Raw genomic sequence first — 20538 nt, forward strand, 5'->3', positions numbered from 1 at the left:
GCAGGCGCCCGCCCGCGCCCGCACCCGTCACCCTCCGCGTTCCTCCCCTTACGAAGGAGACCCCCAGTGGGTATGTCACTGCCCTCCGAACTCACGAGCCTGCTCTCCATGCTCGGCTACGACTGGCCCGAATCGGACGAGACCAAGCTCTTCGACCTCGGCAACAACTGGACGAACCTGTCCGACAAGATCTCCGGCGCGATCGACCAGCTCGAGGACGCCGCCCGCGGCGTCATCGACGGCAACGTCAGCAAGGACATCGACGCGTTCCGCTCCGAATGGGAGGACGGCGAGTCCGCGGTGCGCAACATCGCCGACATCAACGAGCCCTCCAACATCGTCAGCATCGGCCTCATGATCGCCTCCGGCGTCGTCCTCGCCCTCAAGATGCAGATGATCGTCCAGCTCGTCACCCTCGCCATCCAGATCGCGCAGGCCATCGCCACCGCCGTGGCCACGTTCGGCGCCTCGCTCCTGGAGATCCCCATCTTCAAGATGATCACCTCCATGCTCATCGAGCAGCTGCTCAACATGGCGATCGAGGCGGTGCTCAATGGCTAGGGCACGCACGCGGGCCGCCCGCAAGACCGTCTCCAAGGGCGCCAAGATCATCGCGGGCCTCATCGACAACCCGCGCTTCTTCCGCGCCGGGAAGGGCGCGCTGAAGGTCAAGCCGAAGGTCGTCACCATCAGGTTCGACCCCAAGATGAGCAAGAAGGACTTCCGCACCAAGGCGGACTCCCTCGTGCGGCTCTCCCGCGAGGGCAAGCTCCGCAAGACCCCGGTCAAACGCGACCCGCAGATCACCCGCAACTACCGGGGCGCGACCATCCGCAAGCTCACCGGACGCCACCGCGGCAACCGGGCCGAGCAGCGGCGCATCGCCCAGAAGTTCTCGGGCCGCACCTCCGCCAACCGCGCCGGTGACGGACTCGACCCCGACCACGTGCACGAATTGCAGCTGGGCGGGCGGGACCACGCTGATAACCTCCGCTGGATGGACGCCTACACCAACCGCACCATCGGCTCGCAGATCGCGAGCCAGCTCAGAGGCGTACCCGACGGCACGCCCGTCGTCATCAGAGTCCTCGGATACTGAAAGGTCACCACAGGATGGAACTCGCGGCGAAAGTGGCGCTCGTCCGCCCCCGCATGGGGGAGCTCGTCCGCTACGGCTGGGACTACGAGCTCGGCGAACCCGCCGACGCCGCGGGGCTGCCGCCCGCGCTGGCGGAGCTGTACCGGGTCTTCGACGGCCTCGCCACCCGCATGGGCTTCGTCGACATCTTCGACGCCGAAGGGGCCCTTGCGGAACTGGAGAAGAAAGGCGAGGGGGACCTGCACGACCCCGTCCCGGGCCTGGTCCAGTTCGGCACCGTCGGCTACGGCGACGCGGTGTGCGTCGACACGACCACGGGCGCGGTGCACCTGCTCAACGCCGACTTGCACATCAACGCGGTGAAGGCGGGCGGACCGCTGGAGACCAAGGTGTTGGCGCCCAGCCCGGTCGAGTTCGCCGACGAGTACCTGTTCGGCCCCCGCTACCGCGAGCTCATCGATCTCGTCGGCGGCTACCCGCTCCCCGAGGACGAGGAGGAGGATGAATGGCGTCTCCTCCTCGACGACCTCGGCCTCTCCTGATCCCCTTTTCCCGCAACCAGAACGCACCCCTGAGGAGGACCGCATGCCCGCCGCGGCGAAGTACCAAGCACTGTGGACCGAAGACGAGCTGCTCCCGTACCCGCGCGAGGACTGGCTCGCCGACGGCTTCCCGGCCGCCGCCCTCCCCGAGGGCGACGAGGTTCCGCTCGACGTCGAGGTCGTCTACACCGCCTACCTCCCCGGCAGCCCCGGCATCTACGACACGGTCAGCCTCGGCACCGAGGACGGCGCGGTCGACCTGCGGCTCATCGTGGTCGGCGCGGTCGAGGACGACAAGAACCTCCTGTACGTGCTCGACCCCGCCACCGGCGAGATCCTCCAGCTCGACCAGGCCAACCCGCGCGACGTCCAGGCCGTGAACTCCAACTACCGCCTCTTCGTCGAGTTCCTCTACCACTTCGCCCAGTTCGTCAACGCCGACGAAGGAAAGCAGGGCCGCGCCGCCCGCGCCACGAGCCTCCGCGAGATCCTCATCCGTCTGGACCCCAACGCCTTCACCCAAGGAGCCTGGTGGCCCCTGGTCTTCGACCAGCTCACCGCCTGACCGCTGGCGGCACCCGAAAGCTGTGACCGGTAGGGCATCGCGGCGCGCGACGCTTGCGATGCCCCGCGCACCGCGGCCGGGGCCCACGCGAGCGCCGTCACCGGCCCGCCCGTCCTCGAGAAGGCCGACAATAAGCACAATGGACTCTGCATCGGCACGACGGGCGAAACTGCGGCAGCGCGCCGGGGACGGGCGCTTCCTCGCCTGGGTGATCGCCGTCGCGGCGGCCATGACCGCATGCTCGGTCCTGCTCGGCCTGGCCATCGCTACGACCGCTGACATGCTGCGGCACTCTGTGATCGACAGCGTCTTCGACGACCGGGAGTCGATCCCGACGTTCTGGGGCGTCGGAACGCTCGGCTACCTCTGGAGCCTCGGCATGATCGGGACGCTCGTCGGGTCCATTGTGGCGTCGTGGCTGATCGACGCGTATCGGGGCGGTGGCCCCCAGCCCCGGATCCTCGCGGCCCTCGCGTCCTGCGCGGCGGCCGTCGCCATCGTGGTCGACGCGCCGACCTGGCTCAACCCGCTCGCGGTCGGGATCAGACTGGACCCGGTGTTCCACGAGGACACCTCCTGGAGCGTCTTCGGCTGGATCGCCTACTACGCCGACCTATGGCTGCCCGTCCTGAGCGTCGCCATCGCCGGACTCGTTGTCGCCCATGCGATCCGACACTACCGCCGTCTGCGCCGCCAGATCGCTGACCGGGACCGCCTGCTAGCGGAGGGCCCCCGCGCCAAGGGCGCCGTCACCGCCGTGACGCTGCGCATCACCACGAACGACCAGGGACAGCGTTCAGTCGCCGGCTCCGAAGTCACGGTGAGGTTCACCGATGCCCAGGGCGCTGACAGGTGGGTGACCCGCTTCAGCCGCGGCCGCGCCGCGATCCCGGCCGCAGGCCCTGCCGAGGTCCTGTTCGACCCGCGGCGGCCGGACGACGAGGACCTCGTCTTCGTCGCCTTCCATCCAGACCCGACGCCGCAGGAGTGGATCGGGACCGAGCTCTGACCCCTGCCCCCTTCGGCGCGGCTCAGGAGCGGGTTCTGGCCAGGAGCATGGTCTCGGGCTGCGAACCGTGCCGCTCCCGGTAAGCCGCGACGATCTCCTTCGTAACGTCCTCCCCGGCCTGCAGCCGGACCAGGAACGGCACCAGCCAGTGCAGCTCCGCCGCGTCGAACTCGGCCTTGTGGGCCGGGTTCAGCTCGCCCCGCGCCTGGTCGATCAGCCCCGACAGGTGCACCAGCCCGCCGGCGTTCGCCGCATGCGGGCCGATCGAGATCGCGGCGATCGAGTTCGCGCCGTCCGGGTACAACGCCACCTCGACAGGATGCGGATACGCCCCGGACTCCGTGCGCGCCAGCACGAGGAAGCTCATGGTGTCAGGCCCGCGTTTCTTCTTCTTCGCCATCCGCCCATCCAATCACGCACCGCCAAGGGCCGTCTCCGAACTGAAAGCGGCGGGCTTCCGTATGCTCGCGCAGCGACGTCGCTGACGGCGGGGCCGGCGATCGGGGGTGTTGTAGCTACACCATGCGGTGAGCGAGGTCTATGGGAGATAACGTTGGCGGAGTTCGGCCTGGCGGGCGAAGATTCGCTGGCCCCGGGCTGAGGGATCGCCTTCCCCGACCGCGATCGCCGGCTCGGTGTATCGGACATAGTCCGCCTGATAGCACCTATCGAAGATGCCAAGGAGACGTTGTGGTGTGATCTCCGGTTCGATGTGGTCGAAGCAAAGTCGGAAGGCGCCGAGCAGATTGAACGCCCCGGGTTCGTTCGTGTCCTCGGCTACGGAGAACAGCTGGTCGGTGAGCGCGGGGTCAGCGGGTGCCGCTGACAACCCTGCGTCGACGGCTGCGTTAATCGCGATTTGGGCACGGCTGACGAGGTCCGCGACGGTGCGGTCATTGATCGGTGTGTCGAAGTTCGCGACGGTCCACTCAAGGAGTTCCGCAGCCATGGAGAGCCGCTGCGGCGGTGAGATGCTCGCGTACTGTGCTTCGAGAAGGGCGAATTGCTCCCGTGCGCTCGACATAGCTCAAGACCTTCCTAGTAGCCGACAACGGACACGCCGTCGATGCTCTCGCCGCGACTTCCGCAGCCTTGGCTCGTCGGGCTGTTCGGGTTGCGCTGGTCGCAAGGCATCTTGCTCGGTGACAACCGTAGCGGTTTCTCAGGCAGCGATCGATAGGGCTCCGTGTCTCCTTCGCCGTTGTCGATCGCCCGCTGCTTCGCGTCGAGTGCGTTGTAGAGCTGCTGTTCGGCATGGTTGGAGTTCTCGCCGCGGATTTCCGCGCCGTGGATCCGGTTATACCCCATCTCCTCGGCACGCAGGCGTACGACCGCGTCAGGCGTCCACCCTTGTTTGCCGTTCGTCGTGTAGTACAGGTTGCCGTTCGCGTCCTGCACGGTCACGAACGTGTACTGGCCCTTGTATTCCTCTGGGTTGTTTTCGAACGAGGCTTGCAGAGCCTCGAGTTCTTTGGCGTCCGCTCGCAATTCTTCGTCTGTCTTATGGGGGATGTCGTTGTTTGGGCTGGGCTCGACGGCCACGTCGATCTGGTTTCCAGCGTTGTCGGGGTCGAGGTTCTGCACGTAGACCTTGGCGCCGATGATGCGATCTCGCGTTTCCTTCTGGGCGCTCACCTGTCCATCGCGGGTGAGGGTGGCGTGCGTGTGCGGTTTCGTCTTGCGGCCGTGCAAGCCCAGCGCGAGGATCAGGAAGGGGATGATGGCGTGTTTGAGTAGTCTCATGGCAGGGGGTGCTTTCAGCCGAAGAGGAGATCGCGCAGGGCAGAGATGGAGTCGATGAGGCCGGTGATCCAGCCGAAGATCTTGCCGGCCCACTCGGTGATCTTCATGACGGCTTTCGGGATCACCCATGCGGCGCCGACACCGACAGTGAAGGCAACCTCGGCGGCCCAGGCAATCAGCGATCCGATGCACTCGGCCACGAAGTCCCGCACGAACTCTCGGACCATCGTCACGAGTTGTCCGGCTCCTCTGGTGGCGGTTCCGAGCGAGAGGGCAGTGCCGCCGAGGCATCCGAGGACGTCGGCGTTAGCGTCGCCCTTGCCACGGTAGGCGTCGGCGGCCGCGCCGTCCCAGGATTCGACGTCCGCATCGATGAAAGCGGCCATCTCCTCGGACATCGCGAAGCACTCGTTCGCGATGTTGTCCCATGTCATAGCATGGGCTTCAACGAGATCGGGATTCCCAGCGAGCATGTCCAGCGCTTCAGTCAGCGGCTCTACATGCTCTATAAGCCAACCCACGCCTGCTGATGCGAGGGTGCCGATCGGATCGACCACGGCGCCGACGGTTTCCAGTGCGACGCCGATTCCGGCAACGGAGGCGTCGATCCAGGAACCGGAGCCGATCGCCTGGGCCAGGCCGGTATAGGACTCTACGATGCCCGCGCCCGAGACAGCAGCGCCAGGTTGCGGGGGGACGTCGGATTCGGTGGCGACGAGATCACTCATAGGAATTCCTCCTAGAGTTCGTCCTGGAGCTGTTTGTGCTCCTGAGCAGTCGCCTCGTCCGCCGCGTCATAGGCATCTGCGGTGTCACGCAGTGCCTGTGCGAGCATTTCGAAGTTCTCCTGCGCCATTTCGACCAGTTCTTTCTGATCGGCTTGGCGGCCGGCCAGGATGGGTGGCAGGAACTGGCAGATGATGCCGTACGCCTCGTTGTCCTGCTCGACAGAGTCCATTGCAGACAAGATCGCGCCGAACCGTTCGCGAAGAGAGTCGATGTGGGAAGCGTGGGTGACGAGGTCTTCGGTCACGACTTCGATGTAGCCGCCCATGTCAGGCCTCCGCTTCGCGTTCGGGGAAGCGCATCTTGATGCTGTCGACCAGGGCCTTGGCCGTCGGCGACTCGGGCGAGAGCCGTTCCTGCGCAGCGGCTTTCGCGGCTTCGAGCAGCGCCTGGCCAGCATTGTTGTACGCCTGCATGAACTGCCGCTCGAGATGGATCGGCTGGATACGCCGCACCTCGGGGGAGAAGGCGACCGCGACGATCGCGCCGCTGGAGTCGAGCTTGACGTTGACGATGCCGTTGTCGTCCGCGCCGACCGCGGTGACCGCCTGCACCGCTTCAGATGCGGCGATCGCTTCTGCCGCCCGCTTGTCGGCCCGTTCCTTCCAGTCGGCCAGAGCGGCCCGTGCGTCCTCAGGCCCGCGGATGTTCGCAAAGGGGTTGTCCATCGTCGCTCCGTTCCGATTGAGGGCCAAGGGGAAGGGCCCGTCGGTAGGTTCAACTCCGGACTATATGAAAAGACTGCTCACTTTTGGGTACGGCGATGCTACCTCTGGTAATCAATGTGACTCAGGGTTACCAGTGGTGACGAATTGGTGAACGATCTGGCACGAATCGGGGAACAGCGGGCCCTCAGCCCTTCGCGCCCAACTGCATGAGCGCAACCGACCACCACGACTCGCGGTCGGCCAGCGCCCCCGCGTCGATCGCGTTCAGCTTCGCGCGCAACGCCTTCGCCCGCTGCGCCCGCCCGGCCCCGCCCGTGTCGGCGTCGATGAACAGCGCGAACTCGTACAGGAACTCGGCGAGCGCCTTGAAAGTCGAGTTCACCAGCTCCAGCGTCCCGTCGCCCACGCCGAGCAGCAGGACCTGTCCGCTGTCGAGGTCGAGGCAGAACAGCATGTCGTCCTTGTCCTCGGGCACCGCGCCGACCACAGCCAGCCGCAGCTTCCCGTCCCGGCCCATGTCGAGGTCGATCCGCGAGTACAGGTCGAACTGTGCGTCCTCGAGATAGGCCGTGTACACCACCGACATGTCGATGGGCAGGAAGTCGATCGCCGGGAACGTCGCGGCGGGCGCGGTGTAGTGCGCGAGCCACTCGGCACGCGGATAGGGGATCGTGTTGTCGGGTTCCCAGGCCTTGCGATAGGCGTCGGCGTCGGTCACGGTGCTTCCTTACAGGGAGGGGGATCAGAAGAGTCCGGCGACGGCCGCGACCACGAACAGGACCAGGATGACCAGCACGCCGATCGCGATGTACAGGAAGATCTCCGGCGCGATCGCGAACATGATCAGCGCCAGGACGGCCGCGATCGCCACCGCGACGCCCGCGATCTTCCACTTCCGCGAGCCTTCGTCCGCACTGTCGCGCAACTGCTGGTTCGCCTTCGACAACGACGCCGCCGGCATCACCGTCGTCGGCTCCACAGCCGCGTCGAAACCCGGGGGCGGCAGCTGCTGTAGGTCCGCCAGCAGGATGTCGAGCTCGGAGTACACCTTCGCCTGCATGGCCGCGTCGATGCGCTCCTGGTACTCGGGCACGTCGAGGCGGCCTTCCTCGACCGCCTGCCGCAGCCGCTCCATCACGACCTGGCGGTCGGACTCTGACGCACGCATCTGATCGCGGTCCATTCGGCGACACCTCCATCGTCGGGCTCCTCAAGGATGCCAGCAGCCCGCCACCGACGCCATACAAACCTACGGCTCCCGAACTTCGCCGTGGCGACCCTTCCCCGGACGCCCCGAAGCTGCGACGATGGGACCGTGAGCGAGCGGGAGCAAGTGATCGTCGGCGTCGGAGCGGGCACCGAAGCCGCCGACATGGTGCTCAACATCGGCCCGCAGCACCCGTCCACGCACGGGGTGCTGCGCCTGCGGCTGCGCGTCGACGGCGAACGCGTCACCGAATGCGAGCCGATCGTCGGCTACATGCACCGCGGCGCCGAGAAGCTCTACGAAGTGCGCGACTTCCGCCAGATCATGCTCCTGGCCAACCGCCACGACTGGCTCTCGGCGTTCTCCTCCGAGCTCGGCGTCGCCCTCGCCGCCGAACGCCTCGCGGGCGTCGAGGTGCCCGAGCGCGCGGTGTGGCTGCGCATGGCGCTGGCGGAGATGAACCGCGTGCTCAACCACCTCATGTTCCTCGGCTCGTACCCGCTGGAGATCGGCGCGATCACCCCGATGTTCTACGCGTTCACCGAACGCGAACGGCTGCAGCACGTCTTCGAGGAGGCCAGCGGGGGCCGCATCCACTACATGTACAACTGCGTGGGCGGCCTGAAAGCCGACGTGCCCTCGGGGTGGGAGGGGCGGGCGCACCGCGCGCTCGACGAGGTCGAGACCGGCATGGTCAGGCTCGACAAGCTGCTGCGGCACAACGAGATCTTCGCGGCGCGCACCAAGGGCGTCGGGGTGCTGGACGCGGCGACGGCGGCCGCGTACGGCGTGACCGGGCCGGTAGCGCGGGCGAGCGGCCTCGACTTCGACCTGCGCCGTGACGAGCCGTACCTCGCGTACGACCAGCTGGACGTCCCGGTCGTGCTGCGGAACGAGGGCGACTGCCACGCCCGGTTCATCTGCATGCTCGACCAGGTCCAGGTCTCGATCGACCTGGCGCGTCAGTGCCTGGAGCAGGCGTCCCTGACGGGCGGGCCGGTGAACACGAAGCAGCCGAAGATCTTCAAGCCGCCCGCGGGCGAGACATACGTGTGGACCGAGAACCCGCTGGGCGCCAACGGCTACTACCTGGTGAGCCGGGGCGAGAAGACGCCGTGGCGGCTGAAGCTGCGCACCGCGTCCTACGCGAACGTGCAGGCCCTGGCGACCCTCATGACCGGATGCCTGATCCCGGACATGATCGCGATCCTCGGCTCGATGTTCTTCGTGGTCGGCGACATCGACAAGTGAGCGGGCGTCACCACGCGCCGGTGGCGAAGTTGTAGATCACCGCGAAGATCCCGATGACCGCGAGAAAGCCCAGGCCGAGCAGCCACTGCAGGCCGTAGTTCTTCCACGCCTGCGCCTTCGGGTCGCCGCCGGGCAGCGGTCCGGTGTAGACCTGCGGTTGCCGGGGGTGCTGCGCGTAGGGCTGCGGCGGTTGCTGGTACGCCTGGGGCGCATAGGAAGGCGGGGCCTGAGGCGGCTGCTGCGCGTACGGGGCCTGCTGCTGGAACTGCTGCTGGCCGGGCTGCCATTGCGGCTGCTGGTAGGTCACGGGGGTCTCCTTCGAGGGATGGCGTGAAGGCCCGATCACTCTAACGCAGCGCGCTCGACCCGCTCCATCCCGGCGGGGCCGGCGACGCCTTCGCCGCGGAACACTCCCCGGAGTGGACGGTCAGGACGCGAGCGAACGGCTCAGCGAGACGCCCCGAGGCCTCCGGCCCCCGCGTCAGGCGCACCCGCCGGTGGTCTCGTGGACCCGCATCGGCTGCGCCTCCACCGCCTCCGTCCAGCTCGACAGCGTCTCCCCGCCCGGGCAGCCGACCGAGCCGTACGCCCAGTCCGCCGTCGCCTCCGCCGGAGGCTCGGGCGCGAATGCGCCCACCGGGGCCTCCGACGGTCTGCATCCGCTGACCGCCTGCACCGCAACGGGCTCCGCCCAGCGCCCGCCCGGCGGGTCCGCCGCAGGAGCGGTCACGCGCACCCCGACGAAATCCGCGGTCTCGCCCGACCATGAGGCCCCGTCGGGGCCGTCCGCCAAGACGCGCAACCCGAACCGCTCGGCCAGCGCCTCGACATCCGCCACCGTCGCACCCGAGACCTGCAGAGTCCGCTCCAGCGACAGGCCCGGCCGCACCGGCGTCACCTCGCACTCCTCCCAGGTCAACGGCCCTACCGCGAGCACCGCCGCACCGGTGAACACCGACGCCGCCTCGCCGACCACGCCGTCGAGCACCGCACGCGCACCGACCGCGTCGACCTGCTCGCGCACCGTCGCACGCGACCCTGCGAACGCGACCGCGACCAGCAGCACCGCCCACACGACCACCGCGACACGCAGGCGGCGGCGCCAACGCGCCGAGAGGTTCGAGAACACGACACCAGTCTGCCCTACCGCTTCAGTGAGATCGCCATCACAATCTGCGATCTGATGTCACACTCTTGAACCATGCCCCGTCCTCCTCACATGAACCGACAGGAAGCGCACCACCCCGAGGCACCCGCCCAGGCGCCTCCCGCGAGCACCGCCCTCGCACAGTTCGAAGCACTCCGGCCCCGCCTCTTCGGCGTCGCCTACGGCCTCCTCGGCTCCGTCGCCGAAGCCGAAGACGTCGTCCAAGACGCCTGGATCCGCCTCCAGCGCAACGACCCCGACCAGATCGACGACCTCACCGGCTGGCTCGTCACCACCACCTCCCGCCTCGCCCTCGACGTCCTCCGCGCCGCACGCACCCGCCGCGAGGCCTACGTCGGCCCCTGGCTCCCCGAACCAGTCGAGACCGCACCAGACCCCGCCGACTCCGTCAGCCTCGCCGACTCCATGTCCTGGGCCATGCTCGTCGTCCTCGAGACCCTCAGCCCGGCCGAACGCGCCGCGTTCGTCCTCCACGACGTCTTCGGCCTCACCTTCGACGAAGTCGGCACCGCCCTCGGCCGCACCCCATCCGCCTGCCGCAAACTCGCCAGCCGCGCCCGCGAACACGTCGAACAGCGCAAACCCCGCTTCGATGTCGACCCCGAAGCCCACCGCGCCGTCGTCCAAGCCTTCTCCCAGGCCACCCGCTCCGGCGACCTCGACGGCCTCCTCGAACTCCTCGACCCCGAAGCGGTCCTCACCTCAGACGGCGGCGGCCTCGTCAGAGCCGCCCGCAACCCGATCCACGGCGCCGACAAGGTCGCCCGCTTCCTCGTCGGCCTCTCCCACAAATACGCCGACCGCGACCACCGGCCCATCGTCATCAACGGCAGCCCCGCCCTCATCACCGTGGGCGGCGGCATCGTCGACGGCGTCATCGCCCTCGGCATCGAAGACGGCCGCATCACCACCGTCGACTACCTCCGCAACCCGCAGAAATTCGCCGGCCTGCGCACCACCCAGGCCGAACAGTAGGAAGGAACCACCATGGAACCCCGACTCGCCTTCACCGAGACCGAGTTCGCCAAGCACTACTACAAGAACATGCTCGCCAACGAGAAGCTCTTCCACACCGGCCCGATCCCCCACGCCATCATGGAACTGCTCAAACTCCGCGTCAGCCAGATCAACGGCTGCGGCTACTGCGTCGACATGCACTACAAGGACGCCGTCCACGCCGGAGAAGACCCCGAGCGCCTCAACCTCGTCACCGTCTGGCGCGAAGCCCCGGCCTTCACCGAACCCGAACGCGCCGCGCTCGCGCTGGCCGAGGAGTCGGCCCGCATCGCGGACAACCCACACGGCGTCAGCGAGGAGACCTGGCAGCTGGTGCGCAAGCACTACGACGACGAGCAGATCGCGGCCCTCGTGGCGATGTGCGCCCAGATCAACGCCTGGAACCGCATCAACGTTGCCCTCCGCACCCCGGCGGGCTTCTACGACCCGGTCACCAAGACCGCCAGGTACAAGGACATGCAGGACCAGTAGCGAAGCGGTCGGCGGAAGCCCCGGAGCGTCGAATCCGCTTGGCGGGTACGCAAAAGGCGGGGCCGCGAAAAGCGGCCCCGCCTTCCAGACTGGGATACGAGCTGAATCGCCCCGGTCGGTCTGGGGTGAGCGTCTAGCGGCTCACGGCGAGCTTGGTCTCATTGAGACCGCGGTCGGCCTCGACCTCGCCGGTGGCGTCGCCGTAGCGCGAGAGCGCGCGGAGCGTCCACTTGCCGGGGGCGGCGAAGAAGCGGAACTGCCCGCCCTCACCGGTGACGACCTCGGCGGTGAACTCGCCGGAGCCGTCGAGCAGGCGCACGTAGGCGCCCTGCACGAGTTCGCCCTCGCCGTTCACGACGGTGCCCGTGAGCACGGTCTCCTTCTCGATGTCGACCGACGCCGGCAGGGCCGCGTCCTGGTCGGGTGCAGCGCAGCTGTCAGACATGGTTGTTCCTTTCAGTACCGTCGCCGGTGTTACTTGGTGCCGGGCTCGTCGCCGAGGGCGATCGGCACGCCGACCAGCGAGCCGTACTCGGTCCAGGAGCCGTCGTAGTTCTTCACATCGGTGTAGCCGAGGAGCTCGCGGAGCGCGAACCAGGTGTGGCTGGAGCGCTCGCCGATGCGGCAGTAGGCGATCGTCGACTTGGACTCGTCCAGGCCGGCCTCGCCGACGTAGAGCTCGCGCAGCTCGGCCTCGGACTTGAAGGTCCCGTCCTCGTTGGCGGCCTTGCTCCACGGCACGCTGAGCGCGGTCGGGATGTGGCCGGCGCGCTGCGACTGCTCCTGCGGGAGGTGGGCCGGGGCCAGGAGGCGGCCGGCGTACTCGTCGGGGGAGCGCACGTCGATGAGGTTCTTGACGCCGATGGCGGCCTCGACCTCGTCGCGCTTGGCGCGCAGGTCCCAGTCGAGCGGCTTGGCGACGTAGTTGGTGGGCTCGCGCTTGACGACCTCGGCGGTCACGTCGCGGGCGTCGAGCTCCCACTTCTTGCGGCCGCCGTCGAGGAGCTTGACGTCCTCGTGGCCGTACAGCTTGAAGTACCAGTACGCGTAGGCCGCGAACCAGTTGTTGTTGCCGCCGTAGAGGACGACGGTGTCGTCGTTCGCGATCCCGCGCTCGGAAAGGAGCTGCGAGAACTGCTCCTGGTTGACGAAGTCGCGGCGGACCGGGTCCTGGAGGTCGTCCTTCCAGTCGATCTTCACCGCGCCCTTGATGTGGCCGTAGTCGTAGGCGGAGGCGTCTTCGTCGACCTCGACGAACACGACTCCGGGGGTGTCGAGGTTCTCTTCCGCCCATTCGGCGGTGACCAGCACGTCTTCACGAGCCATGGCTTGTTCTCTCCTGAACGTAAATGAAACGAGTTCGAGCTTTCGAGTTCGAGAGCGAGCCCAGTACGTGGAGCGAGCGGGGGCGGAACGCTGCGATTCGCAGCTGAGCAGGGTGGTTCCGGACGGAACGGTCCGGGATTCAAGCCGATTCGACGCCACAGCCGAGCAGTACCGCTCTTCGCGAGCGGGAGTCGGGATTATGTGGTTCGCAAGCCTTGCTCTGTAATTCGCGCACGCTGGGCCGCAATGCGGCGACTGCCTCCGGGCCTCGGGGGCCGGGCGAGTCGCCTAAGGCATTCGACAGAGCGTGGCCGCGATCGTGCAGTAGTCGATCGCGCGCCGCTTGGTGAGCATCGGCTTGCGCATGGCAGGAACGCTAGCAGACTTCCCGGCCCGGGGCCATACCCGTTCTCGCGATGCGGACTGTGATGCAGACCCAGAGCTACGGGTCGGTGCCGCCGGGTGCCCGCCCGCGCGTGCGGCGGACGGGCCCCGAAAACGCAGGCAGATCAGGTGAGGACGACGTCCTGGGCGGTGCCGGAGACGGTGACGACGTCGCCGTCGAACTCGATCTCGGACAGCTGGATCCCATATGGCAGTTCGGGCAGGGCGACGGTGGACGCGAACTCGGAGGCGGCCTGCTCGACCATCGGCTGCACCTGCGCGGGCAGGCCCTCGGTGAGGGCTTCGACGGCGTCGGGCGTGAAGGTGAGCTCGTTCTGGCCGAACTCGAACCGGCCGGTGGCCTCGATCTCGACCTCGACGCCCATGAGATCCTGCGAGCCGATGAGCGACGCGGTGCCGTCCTCGTTGATCTGCAGGTCGTAGCCGGTCTGCTCGGCCATGATCGCCTCGATCGAGTCGACCGAGACCGAGCCGCTGACGTCGAGGGTGCTCGCGACGGCGTCGCCGCCGTCGCTGAGTTCGCGCCAGTCCGCCTCGACGTCGTGGGCGACGAGCGCGAGCGTCGGGAAGGTGAGGCCGTTCGAGCCGACGTCTTCGAGGGTGATGTCGATCTGCTCGAAGTCGCCGGTCCAGGCCTGGGTGAGGAACGGCCAGCCGTGAACCTTCACGTCGGGTTCCCTGTCGGAGTACGCGCCGTGCTCGGCGGCGGTGTTCGCCACCTCCGTTGCGATGCGCCTTTCGACGAGCGCATTGGCGACCCGGTCGCCGAGGGCGACGACCGCGACGACGATGACGAGGGCGATGAGGAGGCGGCGGAGGATCTTCACCAGGGTGGCTCCTGTGCTTGACCTGGCGGAGGGTCGCCAGTCGGCGGACGGGGTGCGTCAGTCGATCATGTAATAGGCCGACAACAGGTATACGACGGGGCCGGTGACGGCGAACGCGAGGAGCGGCCCGGCGGCGCTGACCACCGGGTTCGGGGCCGCGCCCGCGCCGTCGATGCGCCTGGAGGCGGCCATGTACCCGCATGCGAGGTCGGCGAGGACCGCGGTGAGCGCGATGAGGAGCCCCCCGATCGCGGCGTGGGACGGTTCGGGGCCTTCGATGACGAGCCCGGCGTACGCGGCGGACGCGGTGCCGCACATGGTGCCGATGACGATGCCGAACGCGCCGCGCGTCACCTGCCGGTTGATGCGCGGGTCGGGCATGACGAGGTCGACGGCGCGCGCGGCGAGGATCGCCGTCCCGGCGGCGACGACCGCGGAGTACATGGCGGGCGGCGCGGAGCCGAGCCGCGACATCGCGATGTAGCAGGCGTAGCCGCACACGGCGACGCCCAGGAGCATCGTGAACCCGAGGTTCTCGGTGACGCCGACGTGGGTGCGGCGGATGAGCTGCGCGGCGACAGCGGCCCCGAAGGCCAGCGCGAGGAGCCAGGTGATCGGCACGAGCGACACGGGCGTCCAGGCGACGGCGGCCGCGTCGGCGGCGATCGCGAGGGCTGAGGCGACCGCGAGGGGCACCCAGGCGCCTTCGATCTTCCGCACCCAGGTCACGAGGCCCACGGTGGCGAGCTGGAGGACGGCGATCCCGGCGGCGTAGACGGGGCGTTCCATCTGGGCGCCGAGGACGAGTCCGGCGCTGATGACGATGGTGACGGCGATGGCGGGAAGGCGGTGCAGGAGTGCGGGGCTGGGCGGCGGGAGGGTGTGGTCCTCCTTGCCGTCGGCGCCGGTGGTCCGGTAGGAGCCGGTGGGGTGCGCCCCGGTCTCGCCGGAGCGGGCGGCGGCGCGGCGGCGCTCGGTGCGGCTGGGGGGCGCGTCCGGGTGCCCGTCGGCGGCGTTTCCGGCGTAGGCGTCGCCCCAGGCGGGGCCCTCGTCGGCTCCGGGCGCCTCGGGGGGTTCGTAGCCCCAGGTCTCGTCGGGTCGGCTGTACGACACGTCCACAGCCTACGGCAGCAGGAAATCCCGGCTCGCGACCTTCGCCATGAGTCACCCTTGCGGACGGACGCCGGGTGCGCCGGATGCCGTCGCGTCCGTGGACGCGCCGCACGTGCCGTCCGGAGCCGTGCCGTCCCGGTATGTGGACCCGGCGGATCTCCGGGCTCGGCGCGGGTACACGCCTGAGGCTCGGCCGGGCCTCGGATTCGGCTGCGGGCCAACGGTGTGGGGCGGGGTCGTGACCGGGCTGTGACGATCCGGTGAACGCGGGTTGTCCGAGTCCTCTCCCGGCGGCGTCCCGCATGGTGAGGTTTCACGGCGGTGACGCTGGTCTTTTGAGTGGTGACCGTTTACACTTGGCCAGGACTCCACCTACCGCATGTAAGCCCGCCCGCCGCCGAAGCCGGGAAGAGCGATAGTCGCGTGTGCTCACCAACCAGCGGAGGACTGCTGTGGAAATCCTTATCCTCACTTCCAACCCCGTTCCGGAGTCCCCTGAGTCGATCCTGCCCTCGCTGGAACTGCTGCCCCACCGCGCGCGCTACGCCGGCCGGGACGTGCGGGCGCTGCTGAGCGGCCCGAGCCCCGACGCGGTCATGGTCGACGCGAGGTCCGACCTCGCCGACGCCCGCGCCACCTGCCGCGTCCTGCAGGCCACCGGTCTGACCGTGCCGCTGTACGCCATCGTCACCGAGGCGGGCCTGGCCGCGCTGCAGGCCGACTGGGGCGTGGACGACTTCCTGCTCGCCTCGTCCGGCCCCGCCGAGGTCGAGGCGCGGCTGCGCCTGGCCACGGGCAAGCCGAACGCGGCCACGGCCGCCGGCCCGGCCGTGATCCGCGCGGGGGACCTGACCGTGGACCCGGACACCTACGCCGCCAAGCTCAAGGGCACGCCGCTCGACCTCACGTACAAGGAGTTCGAGCTGCTGCGCTTCCTCGCCCAGCACCCGGGCCGGGTGTTCACGCGCGAGCAGCTGCTGCGGGAGGTGTGGGGCTACGACTACTTCGGGGGCACCCGCACCGTCGACGTCCACGTGCGTCGCCTGCGCGCGAAGCTCGGCAGCGAGTACGAGTCGATGATCGGCACGGTGCGGCAGGTCGGCTACAAGTTCGTGGCCCCGCCGCCGGAGAACCTGCGCGATTCGGAGCCGGTCCCCGAAAGGGTCGACGCCTGAATTGGGCTGATTGCTGCTGAATAGCGTTGAGGGCGGGTCCGCGGTGCGGGCCCGTCCTTTTCGCTGCGTCCGAAGTTGACAGAGTGGCGGATGCTCTTCCTGGGGGACCGGTCGATTCCGGGACTGAAATGTTCTTCGAACAATGCGATCGAATAAGGAAAACTTACCATTCTTTCGCAGTCTAAAGAATGGTCCTATCGGGACAAATGCCGCAACTCTGAGTACCCAAGCTATTGCCCTCGGTGGTTAGAATTGAGTTCGCTTTGGACCTAACCTTCCCTCTTGGAGTGTGACCCCGTGTCCGATCGCTCCGTCGACCCCGAAGCCCTCGCGGTGTTCCGTGAGCTCGCTCAGGGCCGCTTGGACTATCTCGAAACCCTCATCGATCAGCTGCGCAACGGCAACGAGCTGGGCGTCGAACCCGGATTCGGGCTGCTCGACAGCGCGTTGACCGCGCGCGAGGCATACAGCGAGTTCCACCGCCAGACCTGGACCAACCTCCAGGACCTGCGGGCGGACCTGAACGGCATCATCGCCACGCTCGACGGCGTCGCCGAGCGCGCCGTCACCGACGATGCGACCTCCGCCGTCGACATGTCGCGCGCGCAGGACTGATCGCCATGTCCGACACGCAGCAGCAGAACCAGACCGAGGCGCAGGACCCGGACCTCGGCGACGCGCCGAACTACGACGACGAGCTCGGCCCCGACGGCGGTCTCGAACCGGAGACCGCACAGGACTCGGCCGACGGCCAGGAACCTGCCGACGCTCCGGCTGACGCCCCTGCCGACGCACCCGCCGAATCCGACGTAGACGACGAGCCCGCCGAGGACGACGGCTACGAGGACGAGGGCGACGCCGAAGACGACGACTCCGATGAGGACGACGACTCAGAGGATGACGACTCGGAGGACGACGAGGACGACGACTCCGGCGACGGAGACGAAGAGGACGACGAAGACGAGGACGAGGACGACGAGGAAGAAGAGGAAGACGACGACGGCAAGAACGACCAGGACGACGACGAGAAGGGCGGCAAGCAGCCGTACGTGCGCGAGGAGTGGGACAGCGGTGCCGCTCCCGACAACTCCGTCGACTTCGAGTACCAGCGCCTGGACGCCGACGCCGTGTTCCTCTCGGGCGCGCCGTGCCCGCACGCGACCTGCCAGAACCGCGAGAACACCGCCGAACCCGCCTGGATCAAGCTGGTCTCGGCGATCCCCGAGGTCGGGCAGGTCAGCAACCTCACGGTAGTCACGACCGGGACGGCCGCGCCGAGCCAGGAGGCGATCCAGTCGCTCGTGTCCCAGGTGCGTCCCGACAACCCGGACAGGTACGCGCTCAGGGCCATCAGCACCGGCTGGCAGACGTTCAAAGACGGCTTCGACACCGACCCGACCACCGGGATCGCGCCGATGCTCAAGTCGGGCCTGCGGACGCTCTCGGAGCACTGGCAGGGCACCGACTTCGACGCGTTCGCCGAGCAGGTCGAGGTCGTGATGGCCAACTGCGCGTCGATCTGCGACGACATCGGCGACCTCACCACCGGTGCCGTCGGGCTCCTGGAGCAGAAGGCCGACGAGTTCTACGGGCTCCAGGGCGGCTCGTCCGGCGAGCTGCCGTATCCCGCGCCGCTGTACTGGATCTCGGACCACGAGACGATGTACACCGACCCGTACGTGCATGTGCGGCCGCCGTTCCGCAACGGCCAGTGCGACGTCACCAACGGGTGCGGGCACGCGGGCGGGCTGCTCGGCTCGCTGCTGGAGCTCGGCGGGTTCGACAGCGACTACCTGCGCGAGACGCGCAACTACGTCGAGAACCAGACCCAGTACTACATGGACAAGTTCAAGAACGAGAAGCCGCCGCCCACCAGGGAGCAGGCGGCGGCGTGGGCGCAGGCCGACGCGAACAACGAGATCAGCGGCGACATGGCCGACGGCATGGAGGACTACGACCAGCGGTCGCGGGTCGCCAACGAGGACGTCATCAACCGCTGGGAGAACGCCGAGGAGTCGGCGGTGACGTTCACGCCGGAGGCGAAGCCCTCGAACACGTCGAGCTTCCGGGAGGCCTCGGACATGTACGGGGACGACTCCTACGGGGGCCTGGACGCGGGCACGGGCGGGTTCAAGCCCGGCGACCCGCCGCCCTCCCCGGAGGGGGCCGGCGGCGGTGGCGGCGCGGGCGGCGGCGGTGGCCTCGTGCCTCCGGGCGAGGTGAGCGGTGGTCTCGCGAGCGGCGGGAAGACGCTCGGCAGCGGCGGTGCGTTCCCGGTCGGCCCGGCGTCCTCCACTATGGAAGGCGGCGGTTCCGGCGGAGCGGGCGGCAGCCGCGGCATGGGGGGCATGGGCGGCATGATGGGGGGCATGGGCGGCGGCGCGGGCCGCGGCATGGGCGCCGACCAGGCGGCCGAGGGCGAGCACCGCGACTGGCTCGAGGAGGACGAGGAGATCTGGGGCATCCGCGCCATCGACGACGATCCTTACGCCTAGGGCGCGAGGTCGGCTTTCGCCGGTCGGCCGGGTTCGTGGCCCGGCGATCCTTCAGGCGAGAGCGCGAAATGGGCCGTTGCCGGCCGGCCGGGATCGCGGCCTGACGACCCTTGCGCCTAGGGGCGCAAGGCTCGTTCTACGACGGGCGGGGCCGGGATCCATCGGATCCCGGCCCCGTGTTCACTCTTTCGGGTGGAGTTTCGCGTGCCAGCCGGCTTTCGCGCGGGTTCTTGTCGGACCCGGATGCGACGCTCGGCCGTACCTTGCTTTCCCCTCTAGTGGCGGGTGGGGGCTAGTGGATGGCCATTCGCGCGACGGCCCGATCCGGGCGGGCCGCAGGCGGCCTATGGGTGTCCAACCCGAGCTTCCGGTCCTAGACGCCGTCGAGGACCGGCCAGCCCTGCGCGTTCCACTCGATCTCCTCCACGCCGAGGTCGAAGTGGCCGTCCTCGTGGTAGGAGTGGTACGCCATGAGGCCGTTGGAGATCGACTGTCCGCCGGTGGCCACGTAGTCGCCGTGGGCGCCGAGGACGAGGGTGCCGCCGCCGTCGGTGAGGGCCTTGCCGCTCGCGTCGGTGAAGGGGCCTGTCGGCGAGGTGGAGCGGCCGACGCGGATGTTGTAGGTCGAGTCGGCGCCCGCGCAGCAGACGTCCCACGAGGTGAAGAGGTAGTAGTAGCCGTCGTGCTCGGTCAGCACCGGCGCCTCGATGCCCGCGCCGCCGCGCCCGGCGACGTGGACGGCGGTGGCCCCGCTCTTCACCTGGCCTGAGGGCCAGTCGAGTTCGAGCATGTAGATGCCGTTCCACCAGGAGCCGTAGGCCATGTAGTGCCTGCCGTCGGCTTCGAGGATCGTCGGGTCGATCGCGTTGTAGGGGTCGCCCGGGTTGGACTCCCACACCAGGCCCTCGTCGACCCACTCGTAGTCGTCGTCGGCGGGGTCGAGGGTCTCGTTGGTGGCGAGGGCGATGACCGAGCGCTGCTTGCCGAACGTCGAGGCGGAGTAGTACAGGTAGTACCGGTCCTGCTCCTCGTCGAAGTAGATCTCGGGCGCCCAGATGTTGTCGACGCCGGGGACGGCGTCCTTGAGCCACTGGGGTTTCGTGTCCCACACGGTGTCGACGTAGGTCCAGGTGGCGCCGTCGTCGGTGGAGGAGCGGATGGTCACGTTGCCGTCGCCGAGGGGGCCCCAGCCGGTCGCGAAGACGTACCAGGGGTCGCCTTCGGTGCAGGGCGCGAAGAGGCCCGGGTCGTGCGCGCCGAGGTCGCCGCCGAGTGCGGCGGGGGCCTCGAGGTCGCAGTTCTGGCGCTCGTGGCCGTGGGCGTTGCCCTGCCCGTTGCCCGGGTCGGCGAGGGCCGCCGGGGCGACGACCGCCAGCGCTGCGGCGGCGAGGCCGATCGCGCCGGCCGCGGCTATGAGGGTGGTGCGCTTCCGTTGCATGGAAGACCGCCTTGTCCGTGAATCGATGGATTGAAACGACTCAATGTTAACGGGAACATGGCGACGGGGTCAATCGTTCGGGTGAACTTCGCGCGCGACCGGGCGCTCGCGGCCGGAAATTGTCGGACCCGGCTGCAACCATCGACCCTGGACCTCGGTCCCCTCGGGTGGGTGGGGGTTTGTGGATGGTAGAACGCGAAGCGCCCGCCGCAGCGAACCGGGAACCCGAAGGC

Annotated in this window: 26 protein-coding genes; 11 read left to right on the plus strand and 15 right to left on the minus strand. The window is 68.6% G+C overall.

The features are described from left to right. Positions 1-72 precede the first annotated feature (72 nt). The 5 genes from ACGGCP_RS21930 (at position 73) to ACGGCP_RS21950 (ending at position 3215) form a co-directional block, all read left to right on the plus strand. Positions 73-561, plus strand: coding sequence for a hypothetical protein (locus tag ACGGCP_RS21930; RefSeq protein WP_392969558.1), 489 nt, complete (start codon positions 73-75; stop codon positions 559-561). After that, on the plus strand, positions 554-1099 hold the full coding sequence (locus ACGGCP_RS21935; protein WP_392969086.1) for a hypothetical protein: 546 nt from the start codon (positions 554-556) through the stop codon (positions 1097-1099). The genes ACGGCP_RS21930 and ACGGCP_RS21935 overlap by 8 nt, the downstream gene beginning before the upstream one ends. 14 nt (positions 1100-1113) lie before the next feature. Beyond that, complete coding sequence (locus tag ACGGCP_RS21940; protein WP_392969089.1) at positions 1114-1641, plus strand: hypothetical protein; 528 nt, start codon at positions 1114-1116, stop codon at positions 1639-1641. A gap of 43 nt (positions 1642-1684) precedes the next feature. Further along, a complete protein-coding gene (locus tag ACGGCP_RS21945; RefSeq protein WP_392969092.1) occupies positions 1685-2206 on the plus strand; it encodes an SUKH-4 family immunity protein in 522 nt (173 codons plus the stop codon). A gap of 139 nt (positions 2207-2345) precedes the next feature. Continuing rightward, positions 2346-3215, plus strand: coding sequence for a hypothetical protein (locus ACGGCP_RS21950; RefSeq protein ID WP_392969095.1), 870 nt, complete (start codon positions 2346-2348; stop codon positions 3213-3215). A gap of 22 nt (positions 3216-3237) precedes the next feature. Here ACGGCP_RS21950 and ACGGCP_RS21955 read toward each other — a convergent pair whose 3' ends face one another. The 8 genes from ACGGCP_RS21955 to ACGGCP_RS21990 all read right to left on the minus strand — a co-directional run bounded on the left by ACGGCP_RS21955 (position 3238) and on the right by ACGGCP_RS21990 (position 7595). After that, positions 3238-3615 (minus strand): hypothetical protein, encoded by a 378-nt coding sequence (locus tag ACGGCP_RS21955; protein WP_392969098.1) that lies wholly within the window; start codon positions 3613-3615, stop codon positions 3238-3240. Positions 3616-3753: 138 nt separating this feature from the next. After that, complete coding sequence (locus ACGGCP_RS21960; protein ID WP_392969101.1) at positions 3754-4239, minus strand: hypothetical protein; 486 nt, start codon at positions 4237-4239, stop codon at positions 3754-3756. A gap of 14 nt (positions 4240-4253) precedes the next feature. Next, on the minus strand, positions 4254-4958 hold the full coding sequence (locus ACGGCP_RS21965; protein WP_392969104.1) for a hypothetical protein: 705 nt from the start codon (positions 4956-4958) through the stop codon (positions 4254-4256). A 14-nt stretch (positions 4959-4972) separates the two neighbouring features. Next, positions 4973-5686 carry a hypothetical protein gene (locus ACGGCP_RS21970; protein WP_392969107.1) on the minus strand — a complete coding sequence of 238 codons (714 nt, stop codon included), beginning with the start codon at positions 5684-5686 and terminating at the stop codon, positions 4973-4975. A gap of 11 nt (positions 5687-5697) precedes the next feature. After that, a complete protein-coding gene (locus ACGGCP_RS21975; RefSeq protein WP_392969110.1) occupies positions 5698-6012 on the minus strand; it encodes a type VII secretion target in 315 nt (104 codons plus the stop codon). A 1-nt stretch (position 6013) separates the two neighbouring features. Continuing rightward, a complete protein-coding gene (locus tag ACGGCP_RS21980) occupies positions 6014-6412 on the minus strand; it encodes a YbaB/EbfC family nucleoid-associated protein (RefSeq protein WP_392969113.1) in 399 nt (132 codons plus the stop codon). Positions 6413-6596: 184 nt separating this feature from the next. Next, positions 6597-7130 (minus strand): SUKH-4 family immunity protein, encoded by a 534-nt coding sequence (locus ACGGCP_RS21985; protein ID WP_392969116.1) that lies wholly within the window; start codon positions 7128-7130, stop codon positions 6597-6599. Between the two features lie 24 nt (positions 7131-7154). Continuing rightward, positions 7155-7595, minus strand: coding sequence for a DUF1707 domain-containing protein (locus ACGGCP_RS21990; RefSeq protein ID WP_392969119.1), 441 nt, complete (start codon positions 7593-7595; stop codon positions 7155-7157). A 189-nt stretch (positions 7596-7784) separates the two neighbouring features. On the opposite strand from ACGGCP_RS21990, the gene ACGGCP_RS21995 reads away from it, so the two are divergent. Continuing rightward, on the plus strand, positions 7785-8870 hold the full coding sequence (locus ACGGCP_RS21995; RefSeq protein WP_392969561.1) for an NADH-quinone oxidoreductase subunit D: 1086 nt from the start codon (positions 7785-7787) through the stop codon (positions 8868-8870). A 7-nt stretch (positions 8871-8877) separates the two neighbouring features. On the opposite strand, the gene ACGGCP_RS22000 is transcribed toward ACGGCP_RS21995, so the two are convergent. Next, complete coding sequence (locus ACGGCP_RS22000; RefSeq protein WP_392969122.1) at positions 8878-9177, minus strand: hypothetical protein; 300 nt, start codon at positions 9175-9177, stop codon at positions 8878-8880. A 174-nt stretch (positions 9178-9351) separates the two neighbouring features. Further along, positions 9352-9999 (minus strand): hypothetical protein, encoded by a 648-nt coding sequence (locus ACGGCP_RS22005; protein WP_392969125.1) that lies wholly within the window; start codon positions 9997-9999, stop codon positions 9352-9354. 90 nt (positions 10000-10089) lie between these two features. Here ACGGCP_RS22005 and sigJ point away from each other — a divergent pair, with 90 nt between their 5' ends. Both sigJ and ACGGCP_RS22015 read left to right on the plus strand, forming a co-directional pair. After that, positions 10090-11013, plus strand: a complete 924-nt coding sequence (gene sigJ / locus ACGGCP_RS22010) for an RNA polymerase sigma factor SigJ (RefSeq protein WP_392969128.1) — start codon at positions 10090-10092, stop codon at positions 11011-11013. A 69-nt stretch (positions 11014-11082) separates the two neighbouring features. Then, on the plus strand, positions 11083-11526 hold the full coding sequence (locus tag ACGGCP_RS22015; protein WP_392969564.1) for a carboxymuconolactone decarboxylase family protein: 444 nt from the start codon (positions 11083-11085) through the stop codon (positions 11524-11526). A 133-nt stretch (positions 11527-11659) separates the two neighbouring features. Here the strand turns inward: ACGGCP_RS22015 and ACGGCP_RS22020 are convergent, their stop codons facing one another. The 4 genes from ACGGCP_RS22020 to ACGGCP_RS22035 all read right to left on the minus strand — a co-directional run bounded on the left by ACGGCP_RS22020 (position 11660) and on the right by ACGGCP_RS22035 (position 15197). After that, entirely contained in the window at positions 11660-11971 is a 312-nt protein-coding gene (locus tag ACGGCP_RS22020; protein ID WP_392969131.1) for a DUF1416 domain-containing protein, read from the minus strand. Positions 11972-12000: 29 nt separating this feature from the next. After that, positions 12001-12852 carry a sulfurtransferase gene (locus ACGGCP_RS22025; protein ID WP_392969134.1) on the minus strand — a complete coding sequence of 284 codons (852 nt, stop codon included), beginning with the start codon at positions 12850-12852 and terminating at the stop codon, positions 12001-12003. A 509-nt stretch (positions 12853-13361) separates the two neighbouring features. After that, positions 13362-14084, minus strand: a complete 723-nt coding sequence (locus tag ACGGCP_RS22030) for a DUF2993 domain-containing protein (protein WP_392969137.1) — start codon at positions 14082-14084, stop codon at positions 13362-13364. A gap of 57 nt (positions 14085-14141) precedes the next feature. Further along, positions 14142-15197: a hypothetical protein gene (locus ACGGCP_RS22035; RefSeq protein WP_392969140.1), complete on the minus strand. Its 1056-nt coding sequence runs from the start codon at positions 15195-15197 to the stop codon at positions 14142-14144. A gap of 452 nt (positions 15198-15649) precedes the next feature. Here ACGGCP_RS22035 and ACGGCP_RS22040 point away from each other — a divergent pair, with 452 nt between their 5' ends. The 3 genes from ACGGCP_RS22040 to ACGGCP_RS22050 all read left to right on the plus strand — a co-directional run bounded on the left by ACGGCP_RS22040 (position 15650) and on the right by ACGGCP_RS22050 (position 18867). After that, on the plus strand, positions 15650-16372 hold the full coding sequence (locus tag ACGGCP_RS22040) for a winged-helix domain-containing protein (protein WP_392969143.1): 723 nt from the start codon (positions 15650-15652) through the stop codon (positions 16370-16372). Between the two features lie 297 nt (positions 16373-16669). Beyond that, positions 16670-16987 (plus strand): hypothetical protein, encoded by a 318-nt coding sequence (locus ACGGCP_RS22045; protein WP_392969145.1) that lies wholly within the window; start codon positions 16670-16672, stop codon positions 16985-16987. A gap of 5 nt (positions 16988-16992) precedes the next feature. Beyond that, positions 16993-18867: a hypothetical protein gene (locus tag ACGGCP_RS22050; protein WP_392969148.1), complete on the plus strand. Its 1875-nt coding sequence runs from the start codon at positions 16993-16995 to the stop codon at positions 18865-18867. 373 nt (positions 18868-19240) lie between these two features. On the opposite strand, the gene ACGGCP_RS22055 is transcribed toward ACGGCP_RS22050, so the two are convergent. Continuing rightward, on the minus strand, positions 19241-20305 hold the full coding sequence (locus ACGGCP_RS22055) for an arabinan endo-1,5-alpha-L-arabinosidase (protein ID WP_392969151.1): 1065 nt from the start codon (positions 20303-20305) through the stop codon (positions 19241-19243). Positions 20306-20538 lie beyond the last annotated feature (233 nt).

The organism is Glycomyces sp. NPDC048151 (assembly GCF_043202775.1).
GTDB lineage: Bacteria > Actinomycetota > Actinomycetes > Mycobacteriales > Micromonosporaceae > Glycomyces.

Excerpts from the sequence above, each read along its gene's own strand:
- ACGGCP_RS21930 (WP_392969558.1), top strand. The coding sequence starts at position 73 with ATGTCACTGCCCTCCGAACTCACGAGCCTGCTCTCCATGCTCGGCTAC.
- ACGGCP_RS22055 (WP_392969151.1), bottom strand. The coding sequence starts at position 20,305 with ATGCAACGGAAGCGCACCACCCTCATAGCCGCGGCCGGCGCGATCGGC.
- ACGGCP_RS22025 (WP_392969134.1), bottom strand. The coding sequence starts at position 12,852 with ATGGCTCGTGAAGACGTGCTGGTCACCGCCGAATGGGCGGAAGAGAAC.
- ACGGCP_RS21970 (WP_392969107.1), bottom strand. The coding sequence starts at position 5,686 with ATGAGTGATCTCGTCGCCACCGAATCCGACGTCCCCCCGCAACCTGGC.
- ACGGCP_RS21990 (WP_392969119.1), bottom strand. The coding sequence starts at position 7,595 with ATGGACCGCGATCAGATGCGTGCGTCAGAGTCCGACCGCCAGGTCGTG.
- ACGGCP_RS22050 (WP_392969148.1), top strand. The coding sequence starts at position 16,993 with ATGTCCGACACGCAGCAGCAGAACCAGACCGAGGCGCAGGACCCGGAC.
- ACGGCP_RS22020 (WP_392969131.1), bottom strand. The coding sequence starts at position 11,971 with ATGTCTGACAGCTGCGCTGCACCCGACCAGGACGCGGCCCTGCCGGCG.
- ACGGCP_RS21955 (WP_392969098.1), bottom strand. The coding sequence starts at position 3,615 with ATGGCGAAGAAGAAGAAACGCGGGCCTGACACCATGAGCTTCCTCGTG.
- ACGGCP_RS22015 (WP_392969564.1), top strand. The coding sequence starts at position 11,083 with ATGCTCGCCAACGAGAAGCTCTTCCACACCGGCCCGATCCCCCACGCC.
- ACGGCP_RS21950 (WP_392969095.1), top strand. The coding sequence starts at position 2,346 with ATGGACTCTGCATCGGCACGACGGGCGAAACTGCGGCAGCGCGCCGGG.
- ACGGCP_RS21935 (WP_392969086.1), top strand. The coding sequence starts at position 554 with ATGGCTAGGGCACGCACGCGGGCCGCCCGCAAGACCGTCTCCAAGGGC.
- ACGGCP_RS21940 (WP_392969089.1), top strand. The coding sequence starts at position 1,114 with ATGGAACTCGCGGCGAAAGTGGCGCTCGTCCGCCCCCGCATGGGGGAG.
- ACGGCP_RS21995 (WP_392969561.1), top strand. The coding sequence starts at position 7,785 with ATGGTGCTCAACATCGGCCCGCAGCACCCGTCCACGCACGGGGTGCTG.
- ACGGCP_RS21960 (WP_392969101.1), bottom strand. The coding sequence starts at position 4,239 with ATGTCGAGCGCACGGGAGCAATTCGCCCTTCTCGAAGCACAGTACGCG.
- ACGGCP_RS21945 (WP_392969092.1), top strand. The coding sequence starts at position 1,685 with ATGCCCGCCGCGGCGAAGTACCAAGCACTGTGGACCGAAGACGAGCTG.
- sigJ (WP_392969128.1), top strand. The coding sequence starts at position 10,090 with ATGAACCGACAGGAAGCGCACCACCCCGAGGCACCCGCCCAGGCGCCT.
- ACGGCP_RS21980 (WP_392969113.1), bottom strand. The coding sequence starts at position 6,412 with ATGGACAACCCCTTTGCGAACATCCGCGGGCCTGAGGACGCACGGGCC.
- ACGGCP_RS21965 (WP_392969104.1), bottom strand. The coding sequence starts at position 4,958 with ATGAGACTACTCAAACACGCCATCATCCCCTTCCTGATCCTCGCGCTG.
- ACGGCP_RS21975 (WP_392969110.1), bottom strand. The coding sequence starts at position 6,012 with ATGGGCGGCTACATCGAAGTCGTGACCGAAGACCTCGTCACCCACGCT.